The following is a 17,504-nucleotide window of genomic DNA, read 5'->3' as shown; positions in this document are numbered from 1 at the left end:
CGGGCGCCACCCCGCCGCTAGGGTGGCCGGGTGAGCGAGCCCGACGTGAGCGTCGGCGACGTCGTCGCCGCCCTGGACACCTGGTACCCGCCCGCGACCGCCGACGGCTGGGACGCCGTCGGCACGAGCGTCGGAGACCCTGCCGACCCGGTACGACGGGTGCTGCTGGCCGTCGACCCGCTCCGGGCGGTGGTCGACGAGGCGGTCGCGTGGGACGCCGACCTCGTGGTCACCCACCACCCGCTGCTGCTCAAGGGTGTCCACTCGGTCGCGACGACGACCCCGAAGGGCCGGGTCGTGCACGACCTGATCCGCCACGGGATCGCGCTGCACACCTGTCACACGAACGCCGACGCGCCCCGCGGCGGGGTGTCGGAGGCGATGGCGCACGCGCTCGGGCTGACCGACGTGACCCCGCTCGAACCCGCGTCGCTGGACCCGCTCGAGGTGTGGACCGTCTACGTCCCGCACGCCGAGGCCGAACGGGTGGCGCTCGCGATGCACGACGCCGGGGCGGGCGCGCTCGGCGACTACGACCGTGCGCGGTTCACGAGCACCGGAGAGGGCACGTTCCGTCCCAACCCCGGCGCGGACCCGACGATCGGCGAGGTCGGCGTCCAGGAGACGGTTCCGGAGACGCGGGTCGAGATGATCGCCGCCGCGCGGGTCCGCGAGGCCGTACGAACGGCGCTGGTCGGCGCCCACCCGTACGAGGAGCCGGCCTACTCGGTCGTCGCCACCGCAGCGCTGGACGACCTCGAGCGCGGCAGCGGGCGGATCGGCACGCTCGCGGAGCCGACCACCGTCGCCGGTCTCGCGCAGCGCTGCGTCGATGCGCTCCCGGGCCACGGGTCGGCGGTGCGCGTCGCAGGTGACCCGGACGCCGTGGTCAGGACGCTCGCCCTGTGCGGGGGAGCGGGGGACTTCCTGCTCGAGACCGCGCGTGCACGCGGCGTCGACGCCTACGTCACCTCCGACCTGCGCCACCACCCGGTCTCCGAGCTGCGCGAGCACGCGGGCGCGCCCGCGGTGCTCGACGTGCCGCACTGGGCCGCCGAGTGGACCTGGCTGCCCGTGATCGCCGACCGCCTGCGGGCCGCGTTCACCGACGTCGAGGTCCGCGTGTCGGAGCAGGTCACCGACCCGTGGACGTTCCACCTGCCGTCGTCGCGAGGCTGAGCGGCCGCGACCGCGGGACGCCCTCGCGGACCGGGCCCTGTCGGCCGTGCGGCGGAGGTCCTAGGCTGGGCCTCCTGGCACGACCACCTGCGGCTGCGCGCCGACGCGCAGCCGCCCGTACGAGGAGTCTCCGCTGAAAGCCGACCCCACCGACCAGCTCGCCCTGCTCGACATGCAGGGGATCGACGTCGCCCTGGCCCAGCTGTCGCACCGCCGCGCGAACCTCCCGCAGATCGCCCGCCTCGACCAGCTGAGGACCGAGCGCGCCGAGGTCGACGCCCGCCGGGTGCAGGCGCAGACACGGGTCTCCGACCTCACCGCCGACCAGGAGCAGGCCGACAAGGAGGTCGCGAACGTCCGCGCCCGCCGCGACCGCGACCAGCAGCGCCTCGACTCCGGCCAGGTGACGAACCCGAAGGACCTCCAGAGCCTCCAGCACGAGCTGGTCGCGCTCGACCGCCGGATCGGCTCCCTCGAGGACGCCGAGCTCGAGGTGATGGAGGAGCTCGAGACCGCGCAGGCGGAGCTGGACGCCGCCACCGGTGACGTCGCCGAGCTCGACGCGCGGATCACCGAGGAGACCACCGAGCTGGACAAGGCCGCGTCCGCGATCGACGCCGACCTCGCCGAGCGGCGGACCGAGCGCGACGCGACCGCGCAGCGGGTCAGCGACCCGCTGATCACGCTGTACGACAAGGTGCGTGCGCAGCACGGCGGGGTCGGCGCCGCGGCGCTGCGGCACAAGCGCTGCGAGGGGTGCCGGCTCGAGATCAACGGCGCCGACCTGCGCGAGATCGCCGCGACCCCCGACGACGAGGTGCTGCGCTGCCCGGAGTGCAACCGGATCCTGATCCGCACCGAGGACTCCGACCTGTGACGGCAGGCGCTGCGGACGGCGGCGCCGCGCGCAACCCGATGGCCGGCTGGCGGGACGCCGAGGCGGAGCCGCCGACGACGCTCGTCCTGCTGCGCCACGGCGTCACCGAGAACACGCTGGCGAAGCGGTTCTGCGGCTCGGGCGGGAGCGACCCGGGGCTGAGCGAGGAAGGTCGTGCGCAGGCGGCCCGGGCCGCAGCCCTGATCTCCGCGCGCGGAGGTGCCGACGCGGTCGTCGCCTCGCCGCTGCGTCGGACCCGTGAGACCGCGGCGACCGTCGCGGAGGTCGTCGGCCGGACGGTCGTCACCGAGGAGCTCGTCGCCGAGACGGCCTTCGGGGCCTGGGACGGTCTGACGTTCGCGCAGGTCCAGGAGCGCGACCCCGACGGGCTCGACGCCTGGCTCGGCTCGACGGCGATCGCGCCCCCGGGCGGCGAGTCGTACGACGCGGTCGACGCGCGGGTGCGGGAGGCGTTCGACCGCCTCGTCGCCGCGTACGCGGGGCGGACGGTGGTCGTGGTCAGCCACGTCACCCCGATCAAGCTGTTCGTGCGGCTCGCGCTCGGTGCGCCGATGTCGGCGATCCACCGACTGGAGCTCCAGCCCGCGTCGATCTCCACGGTGCGTGTGTGGCCGGACGGGATCGCGACCGTGCGCGAGCTCGACCTGGTGCCCTGACGACGGCCGTCGACCCGGTCCGGCGACTCAGACCTCGGTGACGACCACGTCGAGCCGACGCCCGTCGACCTCCACGTGCCATCCGAGATCACGCAGCACCTCGGCCAGCCCGGCGACCGTGCGCGGAGCCGCTCCCTCGGCGAGCAGCGCGCGGACGATCCGGCCCTTCGTCGCCTTGTTGAAGTGGCTGACGACGCTGCGTCGACCGGAGACCTCGTGCAGCACGCGGACGGTCGCGGTCCGGTCGCGCAGCGGGGCGGCCGGCTTCCACAGCGCGGTGTACGCGCCGGAGCGCAGGTCCACGAGCAGACCGGACCCGACCTGCTCGGCGACGACCCCGCCGAGGACGTCGCGCCACTGCGAGGCGAGCGTGCCGAGTCCCGGCAGGGTGGTGTCGCCGGACAGGCGGTAGGCGGGGATCCGGTCGCCGGGCCGCAGCAGGCCGAACAGCCCGCTCGCGAACACCAGCGTGCGGGTGGCGCGTCGCCGCGCCGCCGGGTCCAGGCTCGGCAGGTCGAGCGCGCCGTACAGCACACCGGTGTAGATCGTGTCGGCGCGTGCGGTGGGCTGGGTCCACAGCGCGGCGTCGCGCTCGATCGCCTCGGACTGCGTCGGCCCGAGGCCGAGGACGTCGGCGGCCTTCGCGGGGTCGCTCGAGGCGAGCTCGACGAGGGCGTCAGCGATCCGGCGGCGGACGCCGGTGAGTGCGGCGAACGACAGCGCGTCCAGATCGAGACGCTTCCCGCGCGTCGGGACGGTCTTGCCCTCCGAGGGCGGCAGCAGCACGAGCACGGTGCGCCATCCTACGGTGCGGCGCCCTCGGTCCGCGGGGGTGGCCGCCGGGGCAGTCGGCGGTGCCCCGGACGCCCTCCGGTCAGGCCGCCACCAGGCCTTCGATGACAAGCAGCACACCGAAGACTGCGAACGCCGCCGCCGCGCCGTACCGCACGACGCGCTCCGGCAGGTGCCGGCCGAGCAGCACCCCGACCCCGATCGCGAGCGCGTCGGCGAGCACCATGCCCACCGTGCTGCCGATCCACGTGCCGAGCCAGTCCTCCTGGGTCGCGAGCGTGATCGTGGCGAGCATCGTCTTGTCACCCAGCTCGGCGAGGAAGAACGCACCGCCGACCGCCCAGATCGCGGCGCCCCGGCTGCTGCGCACCTTCGACTCCTCCGCAGCCGACAGCTCGTCGCCGCGCAGCGTCCACGCGGCGAACCCGAGGAACGCCACCCCGGCCGCGAGCGTGATCCAGTGCTGCGCCTCGGCGAACGCCTCACCGACGAGGTAGCCGATCCCGACCGAGGCGAGATGCACCACCGCGGTCGCCACCGTGATGCCGATCAGCACGTCGCGGGCGCGGTAGCGCGTCGCGAACGCCAGCGCGAGCAGCTGGCTCTTGTCGCCGAGCTCGGCCACGAAGATGACCGCGGTGCTCAGCAGCAGTGCGTACAGCATGAAGAAGGCTCCTCGCCACCTGGGCGAGGAGCCTGACCTGAGGACGACCCTTCGACCAGGCACGTCGATCGGGTCGCGTACTGGTCGAAAGTCTCGTCCGCGCCACCGCGGAGGTGACGCCGTCCGCACCGGACCCGGAGGTCAGTGTGTCGACACGGACAGTTGGGGACTACTCCCTTTCACCTCCAGCCTACGTGACGTCCGGCGGGGAGCCACGTGGGGGTCCGGTAGGCTGACGCGCGGATGAGTCGGCCGGGCGGTCGCGTCGGCCCGCAGCGATGCGGGTCGCCGAGGAAGGTCCGGACTCCGCAGAGCGACGGTGGTGGGTAACGCCCACCCACGGTGACGTGCGGGACAGTGCCACAGAAAGCAGACCGCCAGCGGCCTCGCGTTCGCGCGGGGTGCGGGTAAGGGTGAAACGGTGGGGTAAGAGCCCACCAGCGCCCCGGGTGACCGGGGCGGCTCGGTAAACCCCACCGGGAGCAAGACCAAGAAGGACCTCCGGGTCCGCGCAGGCGACGACGCTGCTCGCCGAGCCTGCGGGTAGGTCGCTGGAGCGACGCGGCAACGCGTCGCCGAGAGAGATGACCGCCGGGGCGTGCGCCTCACAGAATCCGGCCTACAGGCCGGCTCATCCGCCACCCGTGCGCACCGGCGGCCGTACGGCGGGCGTGGACGCGGCCGGGCCGTCGTAGGCGACGTGCCGGCGCCATCGTCCGTACGGCTCGTCGAGGAGCGCGCGGTAGGCCGTGGCGATCGCGTCGGGGTCGTAGCGGCCGCCCGCTTCGACCGCACCGCCGACCGTGACCTCCGCCACGTGCACACCCGACGGTTCGAGGTCGTCGGCCAGCAGGTCGACCAGGGCGCGCAGCCCCGCCTTGCCGAGCGACAGACTCGTGTGCGAGGCGGCCGGGACGGGCATGCCGGCCGTGAACAGCAGCGTGCCCCGTCCCCGAGCAGCCATCGCCGGGCCGATCCGCGCGGCCGTCCGGGCGGCACCCAGCACGTTGACCGACCACGCCCGGTGATGGTCGGCGTCGCTGAGCTCCCCGGGCCGGTCGGCCCTGATCAGACCGGCGTTGTAGACGACGACCTCGGGGAGACCGATCGCGTCCAGCAGGGTGTCGAGCGCCTCGTCGAGAGCGCGTGCGTCCGCGACGTCCGCCCTCGCGGTCCGGACCCGGCGGCGCGGCAGGTGCTGTGCGACCACCTCGAGGCCCGCACGGCTGCGGGCGACGAGGCCGACCCGGTCGCCCGCGTCGCTCAGCGCGGCGGCGACCGAGGCGCCGATCCCGGGTCCGGCGCCGACGACGATCAGCGATGGCATCGTGGGGACCTCCGTGTGTGGTGCTGTTGCCTCGCCGCGGGCGAGCCGACGCGAGCTATCCCGCGCTGCGCAGGTCCGACGCCCGCGCGCGACCCCGCCCCGGGGTCGCGGCGGCAGGCGGACCGGACGGCGCAGCCTGACGCAGACGAGGGGAGACCCGGGCACGGAAGGCCTTGCGGTAGGCCGACGGCGACGTGTACAGGTGCTTGGCGAAGCGCTGACGGAGGGTGACGGTGCTCCCGAAGCCCGTCTGCGCCGCGATCGTGTCGATCGACAGGTTGGTGTCCTCGAGCAGCTCGCGAGCCCGCGACAGCCGCTGGTGCAGCAGCCAGCGCATCGGTGTCGTCCCGGAGACCTCACGGAACCGGCGGGAGAAGTGGCGCGTCGACATGTACGCCCGTCGCGCCATCGACTCGAGGTCGAGATCCTCCTCGAGGTGCGTGAGCGCGTACTCCATCGTCTGGGTGATGCCGTCGGGCTCCTCGGACGACGGCGGCACCGGGGTCATCACGAACTGTGCCTGGCCCCCTTCCCGGTGCGGCGCGACGACCATCGTGCGGGAGATGTGCCGGGCGGCCTTCGCGCCGTAGTCCTGGCGGACGATGTGCAGGCTGAGGTCGATCCCGGCCGCCGTCCCGGCCGACGTCAGCACCTGTCCGTCGTCGACGTAGAGGACGTCGGGATCGACCTGCACCCGCGGGTAGTCCCGGACCAGCCGACGCGTGAACTTCCAGTGCGTCGTCGCTCGGCGGCCGTCGAGCACACCGGCGGCGGCGAGGACGAAGGCGCCCGAGCAGTACGACACGAGGCGCGCGCCGCGACGGTAGGCCCGCCGGATCGCCTCCAGGACCTCGGGCGCAGCCGGCCGCTCGAGGGTGTCGCACTGCGGGACCACGACGGTCTGAGCCCAGTCGATCGCCTCCGGACCGTGCTGGACGACGGCATCGAGCAGACCCATCGCCGACACCTGGCCGGGCGCGGCCGTGCAGATCCGGACGTCGTACCAGTCCAGACCCATCTCGGGTCGTCGCAGGCCGAACACCTCGGCCGCGACTCCGAGCTCGAACAACGTGATGTCCTCGGGGACCACCACGGCGACGCGATGCGCTGTCATCTGGTCACGGTACGTCCGGGTGCGCGCGCCGGGCGAGTGGCGTGTGGGACGGTCACCGATTGTTTCAGGCCATCGGCGGTGCCGGTGGACGGCGAGCGATGAGGGAACGCCGCGCAGGGGCTCGTTCCTTGTCCGCGCAGGAACCGCGGACTCCCATGAACCGCACGAGCAGTCGTCGCCGGGACGGGGGGTCGCATCATGAAGGTGTTCTTCGCAGGGGCCAGCGGGGTGATCGGACGCAGCGCCCTCCCGCTGCTGCTGTCCGGCGGCCACGAGGTCGTCGGGACGGCGTCGGGTGTCGACGGCTGCGCGGTGATCACGAGTCTCGGCGCGCAGGCGGTGCCGTGGAGCTCGCGGTCGCAGCCCGTCGACGACCTCGTCGACCTCGTGCGCGCCGCGCAGCCGGACGTCGTCGTCACCGCGGTCACCGATCTCAAGCGCCTGACCGGGTTCGGCAGGCTCGACCGCTCGCTGGCGAGCACGAACGCGCTGCGGGAGCGCGTGACGGCGGCGCTGGTCCGCTCCGCTGCCACCTCCGGAGCGCACGTCGTCGCGGCTTCGGTCGCCGGGTGGTTCAGCGAGGGCCGGACCGGCCGGGGACCGGCGCCCCTGCTGTCCGGTCCGCCGCACGACGCGCGCGAGACGGTCGCGGCGCTGCGTCACCTCGAGGAAGCGGTCGCCGTGCTCGGGTCGCACGGCACGGTGCTGCGCTTCGGCGCGCTGTACGGGCCGGGAACCAGTCTCGGCAAGGGTGGGAGCGTGCTCGAGGACGTCGCGGCCCGGCGGGTTCCCCTCGTCGGCTCCGCGGGCGGCATGTGGTCGTTCTGCCACGTCGAGGACGCGGGACGAGCCGTCGCTCTCGCGGTCACCGAGCGGCCGGGCGGGACGTACGAGATCGTGGACGACGATCCCGTCCCGGTGCGGGAGTGGCTGCCCGAGCTCGCGCGTCTGGTCGACGCACCCGCGCCGCGTCGCGTGCCACGCTGGGTCGTGCGGCTGACCGTCGGGCCGTTCGCCGCCCACGTTATGACCGCGGCGCGCGGCGGATCCAACGTGACCGCGCGCGACGTCGGGTTCGTGCCTCGCTACGCGTCCTGGCGCGACGGCTTCGCCGAGGCGCTCTGAACGTCTGCGTCCCCGGTCCCCGGGGTGCCGAGCAGGCCGCGCCGGTCTGCGAGCACCTCGAACACCACGGTGAAGAACGGTGGGATGCTCGAGAGCAGCGCGAGCGCGAGGGTGGTCAGCGACCAGCGGAACACCCGCCACGCGACGAAGCACGACAGCACGAACGCGATGAAGATGCCGCCATGGATCGGACCGAAGATCTTCACGCCGACCTCGGTGGTCTCCGCGATCCACTTGAAGTACATCCCGATCAGCAGGCCCGCCCACGACAGGGCCTCGGCGAAGGCGACGACACGGAAGACCGTGCGCGTACGGGCGTGGCTGGCGGGCGCGGGGGCGGCGGGGGAGTTCGTCACGGCGTCCACGGTATCGGGGCGTCCCCGGTCGCCGGACACCGGCTCCTACGCTGCGTCGTAGATCACGGTGCGACCTCGGGGCCGGAGACCGTGAGAACCTCCGCGCCGCTGTCGGTCACGAGCAGGGTGTGCTCGAACTGAGCGGTCCGCTGCTTGTCCTTCGTCGTGACGGTCCAGCCGTCGTCCCACATGTCCCACGCGATCGTGCCGAGCGTCAGCATCGGCTCGATCGTGAACGTCATCCCGGGCTCGATCACCGTGTCGGCGTACGGGTCGTCGTAGTGCGGCACGATCAGCCCGTCGTGGAACGCGGGCCCGACCCCGTGGCCGGTGAAGTCGCGCACGACGCCGTACCCGAACCGCTTCGCGTACGACTCGATCACCCGCCCGATCACGTTGATCTGGCGACCCGGCTTCACGGCGCGGATCGCGCGCATCAACGACTCGTGGGTCCGCTCCACCAGGAGCCGCGACTCATCGTCCACCTCGCCGACGAGGTACGTCTTGTTGGTGTCGCCGTGCGCGCCGCCGACGAACGCCGTGATGTCGACGTTCACGATGTCGCCGTCGACGAGGGGACGGGCGTCGGGGATCCCGTGGCAGATCACCTCGTTGACGCTCGTGCACAGCGACTTCGGGTACTGGCGGTAGCCGAGCGTCGAGGGGTAGGCGTCGTTCTCGAGGAGGAAGGCGTGCCCGACCGCGTCGAGCTCGTCGGTGGTCACGCCGGGGGCGATCGCGGCCTCGACCACGTCGAGCGCCTGCGCTGCGATCCGGCTCGCCACGCGGATCGCCTCGATCATCTCCGCGCTGCGGACCAGCGGCCCGTCGTACGGGCTCGGCGCGGGCCTCCCGACGTACTCGGGTCGCGGGATCGACGCGGGGACCTCGCGCCGCGGGGACTGGGTGTGGGGAGTCAGCACGGTCACGTCGCCGAGTCTAGGAGGCGCGCGTGCATCCGGTCCGACCGAGCGCCATGATGGGGCTCGGACAGGAGGCGCTCATGGCGGAGACGTACTACTACTGCGTCAAGCATCATCAGGTCGAAGGGGCCGACGGGTGCAAGGCGATCGACCGGCTCGGGCCGTACGACACGCGCGAGGAGGCGGAGCGCGCCCTGGAGATCGCCCAGGAGCGCAACGAAGCCTGGGACTCCGAGGACGACGACTGACCGTCGGCCTGGTACGCACCCCACCGGACGTTCCGGCGACGCCGTCGGTGATCATGGGGCCGGACGAGAGGATTCCCGATGCCGCACGCGCCGCGCCGCTTCGACGACGTCACCGCGATCACCGCCGAGGCCCCGGCCGGAGGGGCGTTCACGGCTGAGGTCGATCCGGACTGGACGATCGGCGGCAAGCCGAACGGCGGCTACCTGCTCGCCGCCCTCGCGCGCGCCGCGGTCGCGACGGCGGGCCACGAGCACGTGCTGAGTGCGTCGACGCACTACCTGCACTCGCCCGACCCTGGGACGGTCGAGCTGACGACGTCGGTCCTGAGGAAAGGCCGGACCGCCGACCACGTGCGGGTGCAGATGAGCCAGGGCGGCACACCGTGCGTCGAGTCGACGTTCATGGTCGGGACGCTGCGGACCGACGCCACGCCGTACTGGGACGCCGGCGCTCCCGCTGCTCCGACCCCCCCGGCGGCCGTGGCGGCCCCGGCGGCTCCGACCACCCCGGCTGCTCCGAAGGTCACGCACGGTGAGCTCGGCGGGGAGCTCGGCGGGGAGCCGGGCGGGGAGCCGGGCGGCTGGTTCCGCGTTCCCGGGACCAGCCCCACGGGCGTCTCGGCACCGATCTTCGACCAGGTCGACCTGCGGCTGGACCCGGGCGTGACAGGTTTCGCGCGGGGACGCCCGAGCGGCGCGGGCGAGCTGCGGGGATGGCTGCGGCTGCCCGAGGACGAGCCGTTCGACCCGGTCGCGCTGCTCTACGCGGTCGACGCGCTGCCGCCGGCGACCTTCGAGGTCGCCCCGACCGGATGGGTGCCGACCCTCGAGATGACGACGTACGTCCGGGCACTGCCGGCGCCGGGCCCGGTCACGGTGCTGCATCGCGCTCAGCTGATCGAGGATCAGCGCGTCGACGAGGTCACCACCGTCTTCGACAGCCGCGGCCGGCTCGTCGCCCAGGCCACCCAGCTCGCCGGCATCCGGCTGGGCTGAGCGTCCGGCTGGGCTGAGCGTCCGGCTGGGCTGAGCGTCCGGACGGATCAGCTGGCGACCGACGCGGGTGCGCCGGAGCGGTCGTCCAGCAGGAGCTCCGTGATCAGGTCGGGCAAGCGCGTGGGGAGCTCGTCGTCGAGCAGAGCGCCCGAGGCCTGCAGCAGTCCGACGCCGAGGACGCAGGCCGCCACCAGCGTGGCCGCGTCATCGACGTCGCCGAGCCGGGACGTGAACGGTGCGGACCTGGGCGCCGGCCCGTACAGGCTGTCCCGGACGCTCTCGACGGCGCGACGGAACCAGACCGTGGCCGTCGGGTGTCGCCACCACACGTCCCCACGGACCCGCGGCATCGTGGCCAGTGCGGTCAGCCAGCTCGGCGCGGGCTCGGTGCAGGCGGCCACGAGGTGCGCCGCCGTGCTGCGGAGGCGTTCGCGCGCGGGTTGTCGGAGCCATGCACCCGTCGGCGGCTCGAGATCCCACGGCACGGTCACCCTTGCCACGTCCTCGTACAGCTCGGCCTGGGTCGGGAAGTAGTGCCGGACGGTCCCCATCGCGACCCCGGCCCGGGCAGCCAGCGTCCTGACGCTCAAGGCGCTCCACCCCTCCTCGCGAACGATGGCGCACGCGATGTCGCGGATCTCCGGATAGCGGCCGGTGTTGGCCATCGTGATCACCCCGGGCTGACGCTAGCGGCGCTCGTGGCACGTGAGGGGGTTCTCCACAGGCAGCCAGGCGCAGGCAAGCAGGCGCAGGCAACCAGGCGCAGGCAGCCAGCCACAGGCAACCAGGCGCAGGCAGGCCGTCGGGCCGAGCGACCACCGTGGCCTGGGCCGACCGTGCGACTCCCGCCTTCGCGGCGCGCAGCGGAATGATCGTCCCTTCTTTTTTCGTCGCACACCGTGCGCGCACGGTGTGCGACGAAAAAAGAGAAGGGACCGTGCTTGCCGCACGGCGTGACACGACATCACCGTCACGATCACCCTCGCGCCGACGGTCGTTCGTCCGCAGGCGTCGGCCGGAGGGTCCGTCGACCGAGGCTGCGCGACCTAGACTGGGCGCGTGACGAGCTTCGCGTGGCTGAAGGGCCACGGCACCGAGAACGACTTCGTGCTGCTGCCGGACCCGGAGGGGGACGTGCACGGCACGCTCGATGCTGCCTTCGTCGCGGGTCTCTGCCACCGGCGACGCGGGTTGGGCGCCGACGGGGTGATGCGGGTGATCCGTACGGCGGCACTCGCGGCGAAGTCCGGCGATCCCGCGATCGCGGGACAGGCCGCCGAGTGGTTCATGGACTACCGCAACGCCGATGGGTCCGTCTCGGAGATGTGCGGCAACGGGATCCGGGTGTTCGCGCGCTACCTCGCAGAGGCCGACCTCGTCGATCCCACCGGCCCGGTCCCGATCGGGACGCGAGACGGCGTCAAGGTCGTGACGTACGACGGGGACCGCATCGCCGTCGACATGGGCGCTCCGACGCTGCTGCCCGAGACCAAGGTGTCCGTGGGCGACCGGACGTGGCCCGCGCGGCACGTGGACGTCGGCAACCCTCACGCGGTCGCGTTCGTCGACGACCTCGCGGACGCCGGGACGCTGCTGGACGAACCCGGGTTCGACGCGTCGGTCTATCCGGAAGGTGTGAACGTGGAGTTCGTCGTACGGCGGGGACCGCTGCACGTCGGCATGCGGGTGCACGAGCGGGGTTCGGGCGAGACACGTTCCTGCGGCACCGGTGCGGTCGCGGTCGCGGTGGCCACGGCGGCACTCGACGACGTACGGCCCGCCGAGGCCGCCAATCGCTGCGCCGGCGGGACCTACCGCGTCGACGTCCCCGGAGGGACCTTGCACATCACGATCCGGCCGGACGGGCACGCGGTCCTGGCCGGGCCGGCCGAGATAACCGCTCGCGGTGAGATGACGTGGCTGGGATGATCGGCGGCACCGTCGACGTTGCAAGGAACAGATGACTGCACCGAACCCGATCCCCAGCACCTCGTCAGCCGAGCCGGTCGGCCCGTCGGTCGAGCCCGTCGAGACCTCTGCACACCGCGAGCCCGTCTCTGCGCCGGGCGAGCCCGTCTCTGAGCCGGTCGAGCCCGTCGAGACCACCCCCGACGGGGACCAGCTCGACCTCGCTGATCGCAACTCGCTGCGCCGCGTCGCAGGGCTGTCGACCGAGCTGGAGGACATCTCCGAGGTCGAGTACCGCCAGCTTCGACTGGAGCGGGTCGTCCTGGTCGGCGTGTGGACCGAGGGGTCCGCGCAGGACGCCGACAACTCGCTCACCGAGCTGAAGCTGCTCGCGGAGACCGCGGGCTCGGAGGTTCTCGACGGGCTGATCCAGCGCCGGCAGAAGGCCGACCCGGCCACGTACATCGGGCGGGGCAAGGTCGAGGAGCTGACCGAGATCGTCCGTGCGACCGGCGCCGACACGGTGATCTGCGACGGTGAGCTCGCACCCAGCCAGCTGCGCAACCTGGAGGACCGGACCAAGGTCAAGGTCGTCGACCGGACTGCCTTGATCCTCGACATCTTCGCCCAGCACGCGAAGTCCCGCGAAGGCCGGGCGCAGGTCGAGCTGGCGCAGCTGCAGTACATGAAGCAGCGCCTGCGCGGCTGGGGCGGCAACCTGTCGCGCCAGGCCGGCGGTCGGGTCGGCGGCGACGGCGGCATCGGCGGTCGTGGTCCAGGCGAGACGAAGATCGAGACCGACCGTCGGCGGATCAACGACAAGATCGCCAAGCTGCGCCGCGAGCTGTCGGGGATGCGTCGCACCCGCGACACCAAGCGGGCGCAGCGCAGGCGTCATCAGGTCCCGGGAGTCGTCATCGCCGGCTACACGAACGCCGGCAAGTCCAGCCTCCTGAATCGCCTGACCCGTGCGGGCGTGCTGGTCGAGGACGCGCTGTTCGCGACCCTGGACCCGACGACCCGGCGTACGGAGACCTCGGACGGGCGCGAGTACACGCTGTCCGACACCGTCGGATTCGTCCGGCACCTCCCGCACCAGCTCGTCGAGGCGTTCCGCTCGACGCTGGAGGAGGTCGCCGACGCCGACCTGGTGCTGCACGTGGTCGACGGGTCGCACCCCGACCCGGAAGGCCAGATCAACGCGGTCCGCGAGGTGTTCGGCGAGATCGGCGCCCTGGACGTGCCCGAGATCATCGTCGTGAACAAGGCCGACGCGGCCGACCCCCTCGTCCTCGGGCGCGTGCTGAACCGCGAGCCGCACGCCGTCGTCGTCTCCGCCCGCACGGGGGAGGGGATCGACGAGCTGCTCGCCGCCATCGAGGCGGACCTGCCGCAGCCCGAGGCCACGATCGACGTGGTGATCCCGTACGAGCGCGGCGACCTGCTCAACCAGGTGCACCTGCACGGTGAGATCGACGCGCTCGAGCACACCGCTGACGGCACGCACGTGGTCGCGCGGGTCCACGACGACCTCGCCGGCGCACTCGCCCCGTACGCCTGAGGTTTCGACGCAGGTCCGGGGCCGCGTCTCGATCGCGCCTCGTTCCTCGTCGCGCCTCGACGACCGGTCCACCGGTCGAGGTGCGGCCGGGTCGCGCTGGTCGAGGTGCGTCCGGGTCCCGCTGGTCGAGGTGCGGCCGGGTCCCGCTGGTCGAGGCGCGACCGGGTCCCGCTGGTCGAGGCGCGAGCGAAGCGAGCGATCGAGACCCCCCAACAGGCGGATGCGCGCCGAACCACCCGCACGTGGTTCGGCGCGCACCCTGTCTTCGGGCCCCTGCGCGCCCGACGGCGCTCAGGGGTGGGAGATCACTCTCCCGGGATCCCCGACTCCGGCGGAGTGCTCGGCTCGCCGGTGTACTCCTCGACGGGGGCGTCGCCCACGTCGGTCTGGTACAGCGGGGTCTTGTCCTCGACCGAACCGTCGTCGGTGAGCTGGACGACCTTCATGCCGCCGATGCCCGCGTGACGGTCCTCCGAGTAGCGGTACGGCACGAGGTTCGGGCCCTCGAAGTCAGCACCCTCCTCCTCGATCACCGACACGATCGACTCGCGCGACAGGTCGTCGCCTGCAGCCATCGCCGCCTGGACGAAGGTGTACGCCTCGGACATGCCGTAGATCTTGTAGTTCGTCAGCGGCGACCCGTCACCCGTCTCGTCCCACACCTTCTGGAACATCTGGATCCACGGATCCTCGGTGTCGGTGTTCGTCGGGATGTACGACGTGGTGTAGACACCGGTCAGCGGGCTGGTGCCCTTGACCGCGCCCTCGGAGAACTCCTCGAGCAGCGAGCCCACGAGCGTCGCGTCCGAGCCGACGTTGGAGTAGAACCAGGTCGGCTTGTAGTTCAGCGCCATCGCGGTCAGCTGCGAGAGCGCGGTGTACGACGGGACGTTGAACCCGACCACGACGTCGGCGCCGGCCGCCTGGAGCTTGCCGATCTGCGTCCCGATGTCGGTGTTGCCGGAGACGTACTTCTCCTCGGCGACGACCTGGCCGTCGATGAACTGACGCAGACCGCGGGCGCCGTCCTCACCCAGCTCGTCGTCCTGGCCGAAGATGCCGACCTTGGCGTCGGGCATGTTCTCGGCGATGTACTTGCCGATGATCTTGCCCTCGGACTCGTAGTCCGGCTGCCACCCGAAGGTCTCGGGCAGATCCTCCGGCTGGTCCCACAGCGTGGAGCCGGAGCTCACGAACAGGTCCGGGACGCCCTCGGAATTGAGGAAGTCGGTCACGGCCTGGTGGGTGGGGGTGCCGAGCCCGCTGACGACCGCGAACACCTCGTCCTGGAGGACGAGCTCGTTCACGACCTCCGAGGTCTTGGCCGGGTTGTAGCCGTCGTCCTTCGCGATGAACTCGATCTCGCGGCCGTCGATGCCGCCGTTGGCGTTGACGTAGTCGTAGTACGCCTTGTGGCCGACCGGGATCTCGCTGTAGCCGGGTGCCGCGACACCCGTCAGCGGGAAGTGGCCGCCGATCTTGATCGAGTCCTCGGTGAGACCCGGGTCGTTCGACCCGCCGTCGTCGCCGCTGCCGCCGCCGCACGCTGCGACGAGGAGCGCCGACGCCGCGACTGCGGCCCCCAGCGCGAGCCGGCGACTGCGTCGCGCCGGCTTGTGGCCAATCTTCATGATGGTCATCCCTCCTGGACGGACTTGCTTCTTGGTGAATGGACGCGTGGTGAATGGACGTGTGGTGGATGGACGTGTGGTGGATGGACGTGTGGTGGATGGGTTGCCGGGCGGACGGCGCGGGGTGGGGTCACGACGCGCTGCTCGCCTGCTTGGCGAGCCTGCGCTGGCGGGTGCGGCGCCAGGCGTTCGAGACCGTCCCCATCAGGCCGCCCGGGGCGAGCAGCATGACGAGCACCAGGACGATGCCGTACACGAGCGGTGCCATCTCGGCGGCCTGGGTGTCGGACAGGCCGGAGTCCGTCGCGAAGCCGGTGACCCACGGGGGGAGGAACACCAGCACGGCTGCGCCGATGACGGCTCCCGTGATGCTGCCGAGCCCGCCGATCACCACGGCGGTGAGGACGGACAGCGACAGCACGATGGTGAACGCGCTCGGTGCCGCGAGCCGGACGGCGATCGCCATCACGGCCCCCGCCAGCCCCGCGTACGCCGCGCTGATCACGAACGCCTGGACGCGGGTGCGCCCCAGATGGATCCCGGCGATCTCGGCGGCGACGTCGTTGTCGCGGACGGCGCGCCAGTGGCGGCCGACCTTCGAGCGCTTGAGGTTCAGCACGAAGAAGAGCGAGACCACGAGCGCGACGCAGGCGATGTAGGCGACGTACTTCGTCGACGACGCGAGGTTGCCCGACAGCGTCTCGATCATCGACACGAACCAGTCGGGTGCCTGCGGCGAGCTGACCTTGAGGCCGGCGTCGCCCCCGAGCGTCTCCTTGAAGTAGAGCGCCAGGCTCGGCAACGCGACAGCCAGGGCCAGGGTCGCACCCGCGAGGTACGGGCCGTGCAGCCGCGCCGCCGCTGCGCCGACGACCACGCCGACCAGGGACGTCACGACCACCGCTGCGAGCGCGATCACCGGGAACGGCAGCGGCTCCTCGGCGCCGAGGAACAGGGCGGTCGTGTAGGCGCCGACGGCCATCAGGGCGCCGTGCCCGAGGGAGATCTGGCCGTTCAGGCCGGTCAGCGCGGTCAGGCCGAAGGCGGCGATCGCGTAGTACGCCAACGACGTCAGCTGGGTGTTCTGGAAGGCATCGGTGCTCTCCAGCGCGATGACGCCGACGACGAGGACGGCCAGGCAGATCAGCAGGTTGCGGACCAGGTTGAGGTCCCAGGCCCGGTTGAGCACCGACGGCTTCGTCTCGGTCTTCGGGGCCGGCGGAGTGGGGGCGGCGGTCGCCATCAGACCCTCCGTTCTTTCATGCTGGAGAACAGGCCGCCGGGCTTGAGGAGCAGCACGGCGATGAGCAGGACGAATGCGGCGATGTTGACCAGACCCGGCGCCCCGTAGTTGGAGACCGCCGAGTTCACCAGGCCGAGCAGGAGGCCGCCGACCACCGCGCCCACGGGGCTGTCGAGGCCGCCGATGACCGCGGCGATGAAGCCGAAGACGATGAAGACCTCCATGTAGGCCGGGTAGACCAGGCCGCCGTTCGCGGCGAGGATGCCGGCGACGGAGCCGACCGCCCCGGCCAGCGCCCACCCGAAGGTGAGCAGGTGCGACACCTTCACGCCGAGGAGCCGCGACACCTCGCCGTCGAACGCCGCGGCCCGCATGGTGAGGCCGAGGTTCGTCTTGCGGAACAGCAGCGTCAGGGCGATCACCACGACCGCGACGGTGCCGAAGATGTACAGGCTGGTCGGCGTGAGGATGAGGTTCAGGTCGCCGATCTGGAACCCGCTGAGCCCGGCGGGCGAGGGGAACGAGCGGAACTCCGACCCGAACAGGATCGCGGCCAGCGCCTGGATCGCCACGTACAGACCGAGCGTGGCGATCACGATGTTGAGCTCGAGGCCGCCCTCGAGCGGACGGATCACACCACGCTCGAGGATCGCGCCGAGCAGGAACCCGGCGGCGATCGCGACGACGAACGCGATCCAGTAGGGGACGTCGTTGCTGATCAGCGTCAGCGCGATCAGGGTGGTGAACATGGCTTGCGAGCCCTGCGCGAAGTTGATGATCCGCGTGGAGCGGAAGATCAGCACGAGAGCCAGGGCGAACGCGGCGATCACGGCACCTTCGATGATGCCGTTGAGCACGACGTTGATGAACTGCTGCACGATTG

Annotated in this window: 18 protein-coding genes and 1 other RNA gene; 9 read left to right on the top strand and 10 right to left on the bottom strand. The window is 72.1% G+C overall.

The window, feature by feature from the left end:
* Positions 1-30: 30 nt before the first annotated feature.
* The 3 genes from CLV56_RS16465 to CLV56_RS16455 all read left to right on the top strand — a co-directional run bounded on the left by CLV56_RS16465 (position 31) and on the right by CLV56_RS16455 (position 2,733).
* Positions 31-1,179, top strand: coding sequence for a Nif3-like dinuclear metal center hexameric protein (locus CLV56_RS16465; RefSeq protein ID WP_039359386.1), 1,149 nt, complete (start codon positions 31-33; stop codon positions 1,177-1,179).
* A gap of 172 nt (positions 1,180-1,351) precedes the next feature.
* Positions 1,352-2,056 (top strand): zinc ribbon domain-containing protein, encoded by a 705-nt coding sequence (locus CLV56_RS16460; RefSeq protein ID WP_100415306.1) that lies wholly within the window; start codon positions 1,352-1,354, stop codon positions 2,054-2,056.
* Positions 2,053-2,733, top strand: coding sequence for a histidine phosphatase family protein (locus tag CLV56_RS16455; RefSeq protein WP_211288175.1), 681 nt, complete (start codon positions 2,053-2,055; stop codon positions 2,731-2,733). Before CLV56_RS16460 ends, CLV56_RS16455 begins: the two co-directional genes overlap by 4 nt.
* Positions 2,734-2,760: 27 nt before the next feature.
* On the opposite strand, the gene yaaA is transcribed toward CLV56_RS16455, so the two are convergent.
* Both yaaA and CLV56_RS16445 read right to left on the bottom strand, forming a co-directional pair.
* On the bottom strand, positions 2,761-3,525 hold the full coding sequence (gene yaaA / locus CLV56_RS16450; protein WP_039359382.1) for a peroxide stress protein YaaA: 765 nt from the start codon (positions 3,523-3,525) through the stop codon (positions 2,761-2,763).
* 82 nt (positions 3,526-3,607) lie between these two features.
* The gene (locus tag CLV56_RS16445) at positions 3,608-4,189 is read right to left on the bottom strand and encodes a TMEM165/GDT1 family protein (RefSeq protein WP_039359381.1); all 582 of its coding nucleotides are present in this window, start codon (positions 4,187-4,189) and stop codon (positions 3,608-3,610) included.
* 244 nt (positions 4,190-4,433) lie between these two features.
* Between CLV56_RS16445 and rnpB the strand changes: the two genes are divergently transcribed.
* An RNA gene (gene rnpB, locus CLV56_RS16440) (RNase P RNA component class A) lies at positions 4,434-4,827 on the top strand.
* On the opposite strand, the gene CLV56_RS16435 is transcribed toward rnpB, so the two are convergent.
* Positions 4,821-5,516 (bottom strand): SDR family oxidoreductase, encoded by a 696-nt coding sequence (locus CLV56_RS16435; RefSeq protein ID WP_100415305.1) that lies wholly within the window; start codon positions 5,514-5,516, stop codon positions 4,821-4,823. The two genes, rnpB and CLV56_RS16435, sit on opposite strands and share 7 nt — an antisense overlap.
* Before the next feature lie 55 nt (positions 5,517-5,571).
* On the bottom strand, positions 5,572-6,630 hold the full coding sequence (locus CLV56_RS16430) for a helix-turn-helix domain-containing protein (RefSeq protein WP_100415304.1): 1,059 nt from the start codon (positions 6,628-6,630) through the stop codon (positions 5,572-5,574).
* Between the two features lie 198 nt (positions 6,631-6,828).
* Between CLV56_RS16430 and CLV56_RS16425 the strand changes: the two genes are divergently transcribed.
* Complete coding sequence (locus tag CLV56_RS16425) at positions 6,829-7,755, top strand: NAD-dependent epimerase/dehydratase family protein (RefSeq protein ID WP_039359379.1); 927 nt, start codon at positions 6,829-6,831, stop codon at positions 7,753-7,755.
* Here the strand turns inward: CLV56_RS16425 and CLV56_RS16420 are convergent.
* Together CLV56_RS16420 and map are read right to left on the bottom strand one after the other, a co-directional pair.
* On the bottom strand, positions 7,716-8,111 hold the full coding sequence (locus CLV56_RS16420; RefSeq protein WP_100415510.1) for a DUF3817 domain-containing protein: 396 nt from the start codon (positions 8,109-8,111) through the stop codon (positions 7,716-7,718). The two genes, CLV56_RS16425 and CLV56_RS16420, sit on opposite strands and share 40 nt — an antisense overlap.
* Positions 8,112-8,173: 62 nt before the next feature.
* A complete protein-coding gene (map, locus tag CLV56_RS16415; RefSeq protein WP_039359376.1) occupies positions 8,174-9,040 on the bottom strand; it encodes a type I methionyl aminopeptidase in 867 nt (288 codons plus the stop codon).
* A 23-nt stretch (positions 9,041-9,063) separates the two neighbouring features.
* Here map and CLV56_RS16410 point away from each other — a divergent pair, with 23 nt between their 5' ends.
* Together CLV56_RS16410 and CLV56_RS16405 are read left to right on the top strand one after the other, a co-directional pair.
* The gene (locus CLV56_RS16410; protein WP_211288232.1) at positions 9,064-9,282 is read left to right on the top strand and encodes a hypothetical protein; all 219 of its coding nucleotides are present in this window, start codon (positions 9,064-9,066) and stop codon (positions 9,280-9,282) included.
* Between the two features lie 78 nt (positions 9,283-9,360).
* Positions 9,361-10,278, top strand: coding sequence for a thioesterase family protein (locus CLV56_RS16405; protein WP_039359370.1), 918 nt, complete (start codon positions 9,361-9,363; stop codon positions 10,276-10,278).
* Between the two features lie 47 nt (positions 10,279-10,325).
* Here the strand turns inward: CLV56_RS16405 and CLV56_RS16400 are convergent, their stop codons facing one another.
* On the bottom strand, positions 10,326-10,943 hold the full coding sequence (locus tag CLV56_RS16400; protein ID WP_100415509.1) for a TetR/AcrR family transcriptional regulator: 618 nt from the start codon (positions 10,941-10,943) through the stop codon (positions 10,326-10,328).
* 394 nt (positions 10,944-11,337) lie between these two features.
* Here CLV56_RS16400 and dapF point away from each other — a divergent pair, with 394 nt between their 5' ends.
* Together dapF and hflX are read left to right on the top strand one after the other, a co-directional pair.
* Positions 11,338-12,207, top strand: a complete 870-nt coding sequence (gene dapF, locus CLV56_RS16395; protein WP_039359365.1) for a diaminopimelate epimerase — start codon at positions 11,338-11,340, stop codon at positions 12,205-12,207.
* 31 nt (positions 12,208-12,238) lie between these two features.
* Complete coding sequence (gene hflX, locus CLV56_RS16390; protein WP_100415303.1) at positions 12,239-13,747, top strand: GTPase HflX; 1,509 nt, start codon at positions 12,239-12,241, stop codon at positions 13,745-13,747.
* Between the two features lie 305 nt (positions 13,748-14,052).
* Here the strand turns inward: hflX and CLV56_RS16385 are convergent, their stop codons facing one another.
* The 3 genes from CLV56_RS16385 to CLV56_RS16375 all read right to left on the bottom strand — a co-directional run bounded on the left by CLV56_RS16385 (position 14,053) and on the right by CLV56_RS16375 (position 17,499).
* Positions 14,053-15,378 carry an ABC transporter substrate-binding protein gene (locus tag CLV56_RS16385; RefSeq protein ID WP_039359691.1) on the bottom strand — a complete coding sequence of 442 codons (1,326 nt, stop codon included), beginning with the start codon at positions 15,376-15,378 and terminating at the stop codon, positions 14,053-14,055.
* 130 nt (positions 15,379-15,508) lie between these two features.
* Entirely contained in the window at positions 15,509-16,621 is a 1,113-nt protein-coding gene (locus CLV56_RS16380; protein ID WP_100415302.1) for a branched-chain amino acid ABC transporter permease, read from the bottom strand.
* A complete protein-coding gene (locus CLV56_RS16375) occupies positions 16,621-17,499 on the bottom strand; it encodes a branched-chain amino acid ABC transporter permease (RefSeq protein ID WP_039359362.1) in 879 nt (292 codons plus the stop codon). The genes CLV56_RS16380 and CLV56_RS16375 overlap by 1 nt, the downstream gene beginning before the upstream one ends.
* Between the last annotated feature and the right edge of the window lie 5 nt (positions 17,500-17,504).

The sequence above is a fragment of the Mumia flava genome, assembly GCF_002797495.1.
Classification (GTDB): domain Bacteria; phylum Actinomycetota; class Actinomycetes; order Propionibacteriales; family Nocardioidaceae; genus Mumia; species Mumia flava.
The sequence above is the reverse complement of the archived record's forward strand: the minus strand, read 5'-3'. Positions and strand labels throughout refer to the sequence as shown.

Bases quoted from the DNA above. Each gene is read 5' to 3' on its own strand.
- CLV56_RS16430 (WP_100415304.1), bottom strand. From the start codon at position 6,630: ATGACAGCGCATCGCGTCGCCGTGGTGGTCCCCGAGGACATCACGTTG.
- CLV56_RS16445 (WP_039359381.1), bottom strand. From the start codon at position 4,189: ATGCTGTACGCACTGCTGCTGAGCACCGCGGTCATCTTCGTGGCCGAG.
- CLV56_RS16460 (WP_100415306.1), top strand. From the start codon at position 1,352: ATGCAGGGGATCGACGTCGCCCTGGCCCAGCTGTCGCACCGCCGCGCG.
- CLV56_RS16425 (WP_039359379.1), top strand. From the start codon at position 6,829: ATGAAGGTGTTCTTCGCAGGGGCCAGCGGGGTGATCGGACGCAGCGCC.
- CLV56_RS16380 (WP_100415302.1), bottom strand. From the start codon at position 16,621: ATGGCGACCGCCGCCCCCACTCCGCCGGCCCCGAAGACCGAGACGAAG.
- CLV56_RS16405 (WP_039359370.1), top strand. From the start codon at position 9,361: ATGCCGCACGCGCCGCGCCGCTTCGACGACGTCACCGCGATCACCGCC.
- CLV56_RS16400 (WP_100415509.1), bottom strand. From the start codon at position 10,943: ATGGCCAACACCGGCCGCTATCCGGAGATCCGCGACATCGCGTGCGCC.
- hflX (WP_100415303.1), top strand. From the start codon at position 12,239: ATGACTGCACCGAACCCGATCCCCAGCACCTCGTCAGCCGAGCCGGTC.
- CLV56_RS16385 (WP_039359691.1), bottom strand. From the start codon at position 15,378: ATGAAGATTGGCCACAAGCCGGCGCGACGCAGTCGCCGGCTCGCGCTG.
- CLV56_RS16435 (WP_100415305.1), bottom strand. From the start codon at position 5,516: ATGCCATCGCTGATCGTCGTCGGCGCCGGACCCGGGATCGGCGCCTCG.